General features: G+C 39.7%; 5 protein-coding genes. All 5 read right to left on the bottom strand.

Annotation, left to right across the window (positions count from 1 at the left end):
• Positions 1-183, bottom strand: a 183-nt coding sequence (locus HRT50_RS17020; protein ID WP_291616695.1) for an ATP-binding cassette domain-containing protein, incomplete at its 3' end; no start/stop codon positions are given.
• Between the two features lie 337 nt (positions 184-520).
• Entirely contained in the window at positions 521-2980 is a 2460-nt protein-coding gene (locus tag HRT50_RS17015; RefSeq protein WP_291616693.1) for an ABC transporter permease, read from the bottom strand.
• Complete coding sequence (locus HRT50_RS17010; protein WP_291616691.1) at positions 2977-3681, bottom strand: ABC transporter ATP-binding protein; 705 nt, start codon at positions 3679-3681, stop codon at positions 2977-2979. The genes HRT50_RS17015 and HRT50_RS17010 overlap by 4 nt, the downstream gene beginning before the upstream one ends.
• A 96-nt stretch (positions 3682-3777) precedes the next feature.
• Complete coding sequence (locus HRT50_RS17005) at positions 3778-5031, bottom strand: HlyD family efflux transporter periplasmic adaptor subunit (protein WP_291616689.1); 1254 nt, start codon at positions 5029-5031, stop codon at positions 3778-3780.
• A 308-nt stretch (positions 5032-5339) separates the two neighbouring features.
• Positions 5340-6653: PAS domain-containing sensor histidine kinase (locus HRT50_RS17000; protein ID WP_291616687.1), on the bottom strand; the 1314-nt coding region annotated here is incomplete at its 5' end.

The raw sequence follows: 6653 nt of genomic DNA, 5'->3' as shown, positions 1-6653 counted from the left end.
GGGGGAATCTAATAGCCCCATAATAGATAACAAGGTAGATTTTCCACAACCCGAGGGGCCAGAAATGGAAATATACTCACCTTGCTGAATTTCAATGTCTATGTCTAGCAGAGCATGGGTGAGCATGTCATCTGTGCTAAACACCTTGTTTAGTTGCTGCATTTTAATGATGGGAGTTGTCATTGATACGCTCTGTGGTGCTATTGTTTTGGATAAAAAATCTAAAAGTTACTTAATTATTAATTTAGTGATTAACTTAGGAATTATACTCAAATTGATTGGAAATTCATTTATATTCTTAGTCATTAAAGTTACTTAAGTATATGAGGTGACACTCTAACATCAGAACAATATGCTCAGGATAATTGCTCCTGCATTATCTAATAAGGTACTTCCTATACCGTCTGCATTGTCTAATAAGTCACATCCCTGTGACATACCATTCATCTGAATATAAAAAAGATGGGCCATGCCCATCTTTTTTTTTCATACTTTAGTTATTACCTTAAAACAAGGACGCTTAATCGCTACCCCGCAGGCTAAATATTGCCGGCTGATTAATGTATTGTCTTAATGGCCAGTAACAGGCAAATAAGGTCACTAGAATGATCAAAACTAAAGTCACCACCATCATCGGCACCATTTGCCAAGAAAGGAATGGCTGAATGTATTCACTCAACCCTATATAGGCAAGAGCAAACAATATAATACTACCAACAAAGCCAACTAATACCGCCTTGGTATTATCGCCAATAATCAAAGTGATCAAATGTTTGCGTGTTGCACCTATTGCCATACGGGCGCCTAATTCAAATCGTCTAAGTTGGGTGCCGTAACTTAAAATTCCGTATAAACCGATGCCTGCTAATAAAAATACCAAACTAGCCAATATCGCGGTAGTCACTGCTGTCGTTATTTCAGAGAATAAGCTCTGCGTAAGAATGTCAGAGGAAGCATTAAAACTAAACACTGAGTATCTTGAATCAACTTCTGCTAACAGTTTACCTAGTTGCTCACGACTAACAGTCTGTCCAGGTTTAAGTTTAAGCATAAAAGACTCTCCGCCAAGGCTGGTAGGTATATAAGCTCTTGCTACGCCAGAATCAACAGCTTCACTGTTATGGTCCTGAGGAGTATCACCGGGTATTGCAATATCTTTAACAATACCTATTATTTTAAGCGGTTCTGGACGACCCGTTGATATTTGTAAACCTAAGACATCACCATCAGCTTGTAGCTGCTTGGCAAATGATTGGTTAACAATCATCACATTGTTTTCATCTTTGAGGTCGACAAGAGTAAAGTTATCTCCTTGTATTAATGGTTGCTCGATCATATTGAAATACCTATGATCCGCACCTTTTAAATAAGGCGTGTATCTCTCATTATCAGCAACATTCGTTAATGCTCTAACACTAAAACCCTCTATTGGAGAACGTCCTTGAGAAATAGACTCTACTTGCGGTAAGGCCTCAAGTTTCTCCATTACCTCAGCCATAATAGGTATCGACTCTTCTTGAGTTGGAAAGTCTGTTGATGAAAAATTCAAAATCAAGGTTGAGATATTCTCGGTGGCAAAACCTAGCGGTGCATTAATGGTTTTCACCGCATCTTTTAGTAAACTAAAGTTAGCAAAGACTAAAACAGTAGCTAAGGCGACTTGGCTAGCAATTAATACTTGGCGAGTTTTTTTAGATACTTGCAAACCACTGCCCTTACCACTGCTTTGTAAGGTGGTATTTAGCGCACGGTAATTGATCATGCGGATACTTAATTTAGCGAAAAACAAGGCAAAAGCTATAGTCACTAATACAGCACAGCCTAAAGTAATAGGGTTAAGTGCTAGTTCATTAACTCGAGGTAATACTGCGCCTAAATATTGCTGCATAATATAAAACCCAGTCTGGGCAATCACTAAGGCAAGTACTATCGACATAAACATCAGCAAGGTCGTTTCAGCAAGCATTGCTTTGAATAAGTGTTTTCTAGTTGCCCCTATTGCAGCTTGAATCGCCATTTGACGTTGCTTTTCTGCTGTTCTAGACATAAATAAATTAGAAATATTAGCACAAGCGATTAATACCAAGCCGATAACTCCCGCTAGCAACATTACCGCAATCGATTCACTTTGTCCGAGAATAACTTCTTTAACCGAACGCACACGCATTTCAATTGACCAGCCTTTGAAAAAGTCGGTATCAGCAACACCTTCTATCCAACGATTACTCACTAACGGCGTTAACAACTGTTTTGCTTGGCTTGGGCTAACACCTTCTTTCAATAAACCGAGAAATTTAAGGTTTCCACTGATGTTACCGAAACTCTCTCTCTCTCTTTCTCTTGCATAATTATAATCCCATGGCATCCATACGTTAGTTTTTCGGCCAATCTCAGCCAGCTCAGGCTCGACAAAATCCTTGCCTAATACACCAATAATTCGGTAACTAATGCCGCTTAAGGTGATTTTTTGTTCAAGAATATCAGCACTGCCATCAAACTCATTTTGCCAAGTGTTATAGCTGAGCATCGCCACAGGGTTATAGGTATCAATAGCTTCGCTTGCTTCAAAGGTTCTACCAAGCGCCAAAGGCGAGGCTAAAATCTGATGAAACTCAGGTGTAACATAAGCGGCATTAATCAACGGCTGACTGCTGTGAGAAATGATGACATCGCCACCATAACTAAGCATTGCAGCTTGCTCGAATGCTTCTTTACTATTGTATAAATGTACTAATCCCGGGTAAGTAAAAGCAACTGCTTTGGTTTCATTTTTTGCGCCGATAAGTTTATGTTCTGCAACAAAAAGACGCTCTTGCTCTGGGTAAGGTAGCGGCTCAACTAGCAACAAGTAGTTGAGCGTTACTGCACATAATAAGGCCCCTAGGGTAATACCCATGGTCATTAATACGGTTAATACAAAGCCAGGTTTCTTTTTTAAGCTGGCCCAGGCCTGTTTATGTTGTTGGATGAATGTCCTCATACTGCCACCTTTAATGGTTCGTCTTTAACGATCTGACCATCGAGTAATTTAAGTTGGATATTCGCCATATTGGCATAACGTGCATCATGGGTAACCATACAGATGGTGGTACCATTTTTATTGAGCTCAGCTAATACCGCCATTACCGTGTCACCACTTTTTGAATCTAGGTTACCGGTTGGCTCATCCACTAATAATATCGCTGGATCGGCAACTAAGGCACGGGCAATAGCAATACGCTGTTGCTGTCCACCCGACAATTGATTAGGTTTATGATCTGCTCTATGGCTCATTTCTACCATTTTCAAACAGGTTTCGACTCTTGCTTTGATAAATTCATCTGTCGGTAATTCCTTTTTATACTGCAAAGGTAGGGCGACGTTATCAAATACAGAAAGTTCGTCAATTAAGTTAAATGATTGAAAGACAAAACCGATTTTTTCATTACGAATACGAGCTGCTTCATCAAGAGAAAGTGAGCTAACATCAAGCCCTTCTATTGCATAAGAGCCTGAACTTGGCATATCTAATAAACCTAATAAAGACAGCAAGGTAGATTTACCACAGCCAGATGGACCAGAGATAGAGATGTATTCGCCAGCACGAATTACAATATCTACGCCTCTTAACGCGTGGGTTTCAACATCATCAGTCTCAAAGACTTTACCAATATTCTTCATTTCAATTTTTATATCAGTCATATTTATTTTCCTATTCTTTTAACTTAAATAAGGGGGTAATTAGTTATTGTTTTTGTAGTTATTTTTTTGTAAGTATTGTCAGCTACTAGATAGCGCCTAAAAGTTTTCTATGGTCAGTTCTGAATTTTTCAGCAGTGATAAGTCCGAAACAATAAAAGTATCATTAACCTTGCCACCTTCAATGATTTCGATATATCGACCCGCCTCTTTACCAAATTTAACCTCGGTTCTCATGGCCGTATTATGTGACTCATCGAGTCGAAATAAATAGGCGTTTGAATTAGCCTTACCATTAACCGGACGTTTCATATAGGTAATATTGGTTAAGGTGTCGGTAATAATAACGGCGTCAACACTGAGTTGCGGACGCGCACTGGCTGGCAGCTGATCCGGTAAAGCGATTTCAATTTCAACAGTATTTTCTACTACCACAGGATCAATACGTACAACAGTACCAATAATTTTGTCACGGCGGGTATCAACAATAGCCTTTTGGCCAATAAAGATTTGTTGTGCCTTACTTTGTGGCACCCTAACCAAAGCAATTAGATCCTGAACACTGCCAATGAGTGCAACTTCCTGCCCAGCCGCTAAACTTTGCCCCAACTCAACCGATAAACGTTGTAAAACTCCACTAAATCCCGCTCTAACGGTAAGACGATCTAAACGGTTTTGAGCGATAGCCAGTTGCCCCTGTTGCTGCTTGATTTGTTCAAGCTGAATATTAATGGCTTCTTGATTGACTAATTTAAGTGCAGCGGTTCGTTGGTGGTGAATTATTATGCGCTTTTTAAGCTGAGCTTCGTGAACTAGGCTTTCTTTATAGGCAAGTACCGAGACTATGCCTGATTTAACCAAGCCGCTCTGTGCCTCTAACCTTACCTTAGCCGTTTCGTAGCTTGCTTCCATTTCTGCAAAGCTGCCACTTTCATTAAGAATTTCACGTTGATGGCTTAATTTTAATTGGCGTAAATTGGCTTTACGTTGTGAAAGTTCTTGGACTGCACTATCTAGCAGTTGTTGCAACTCAGGGTTAGCAAGTTGAACAATAATACTGTCTGGAGTAACTAATGCACCTGGCTTCAGGACAATTTCCTGCACCGTAGCACTAGTTAATGAAGTGATCAGCAATTGTTTATCTGAACGTAAAGCACCATAACCTTCTATTTCTACCTGCAAGTCACCTTGTTTTACCGTACCAAAAAGCAAGTCGTTACGTTTAACAGATGTTCCGCCAGCGTTAGCGCTGACATACCAGGTGAGGGCTGCCAGCAAACAAACCGTTAAACCACCGATAAAGGGCATTGATTTGAATTTGTTTTGCTTAAGTTTAATTTTCTTTACATCCATTTAGGAGACACCTTGATTAAATACTTTACTGAATCGTAATAGTGCTTAAAGCTAATTTCGTGCCAATATTTATTTGCATTGAAAATCAATGTGTTAGTTGTTTATTGGTGTTTAGTTACGTAGGTTTAGTCCGCTGGTGAACTACTGCGCCCCAGAATGGAACTAAGGCTAAAGAAAGGTAGGGGGATTGAAAGCGTAACACCAGGTACATCTGTATTATTAACCAGATTAATAGTGCCTTTGTGATGTTCTGTAATCAGTTTTTTGATGAGAGTACGGCAAAAACTCAGTTTATTAGCTACGGGCTACTACTGTTTTTCTTGGTTAACTAAAGGCAGGGTGATAGATACAGTGACACCCGGCGAGTTATCATTATTGACCAGCTTAATAGTGCCTTTGTGATGTTCGATAATGTTACGACAGAAACTAAGACCAATACCCTGACCATTTTGTTTGGTTGAATACAAAGGCACAAAGAGGTTATCCAAATTAGCAAAACCATGGCCGCTATCAACCACTTCAATTAGTGATGAATTAACAGTTTCACTGAAGGTCAGTTTTATTTTTCCACCAGGTTCAGAGGCTTCAACGGCATTTTTAATAATGTTTAACAAAACTTGTTCAATAAAAGCAGGGTCTGCCCAAAAACGTTCCGTTTTTAATTCTACCTGCAATGGAATATCTTTGAGTAGGCCTTGAATCCGCTTGGCAATATTCATGACTGACAGTATCTGGCAATTTAAGTGAAATGGCTTGCTAATTGACGCATATCGGCTGACAAAATCCTGCAAGTGTTGACATCGTTCGGTAATCACGGTTAACGCTTGCTTTTCTCTTTTCCCCTGAGCCTTTAAACTTAGTCCTTGAGCTAATGCAGATACCGGAGTTAATGAATTATTAATCTCATGTCCGAGCACTCGAATAAGCTGCTGCCAGGCATCAAGCTGGCTTTGTCTCAATGCCGACTCAATATTAACAAAAACCATTAATTGGTGAGTTTGTCCTTGCTCGATAAATTCGCTGTGGCGGATTTGCCACTTATTGTCTCGTTGTTTTTCTTTAAAATGCCAATTATTATCTATAAATTCAAGGCCTAATAACTCAGGAGAGGAATGTCTGAATATCTGCCAGGGCTGGGGGAACAATTCGTTAAAAGCGCCATTGGCATAAGTAAGCTGAGGGTGCTGGTCAAATACCATAATCGGGGTGTCTAGTTGATCTATGAGTCGATAAACCAGAAAGATATGTTGATCGTAGCGTGACTTGAGTAATTGCAAATGAGAACTTAAATTGTCGAGATCAAGATGAAACTCTTTCACCTTGCCGGCGCGAAAAGCAGGTTTTGCATACTGGCAATAGTCATCATTGTGCACAGCTTCGAGGTGCATACTGGCGCGTTTAAAGGCAATGAGGGTTTTTTTATAAATATAAGAAAAGCATAACCACAATATTAATGCCCAACCAGCGCTTGTTAAGACAATGTTCGCCACTGTCCAATGTTGTACTAGCCCTATAATCAGCCACAAACTGATCACCAAAAAACTGGTGGCAATAAAACAAGTTTTTAACAGCTGCTCTAAAGATTTATAGACAAATAGCTTCATAATTCCCGGATCTTTTTT

This window comes from Colwellia sp. (genome assembly GCF_013215345.1).
Taxonomy (GTDB): Bacteria; Pseudomonadota; Gammaproteobacteria; order Enterobacterales; family Alteromonadaceae; genus Colwellia.
The sequence above is the reverse complement of the archived record's forward strand: the minus strand, read 5'-3'. Positions and strand labels throughout refer to the sequence as shown.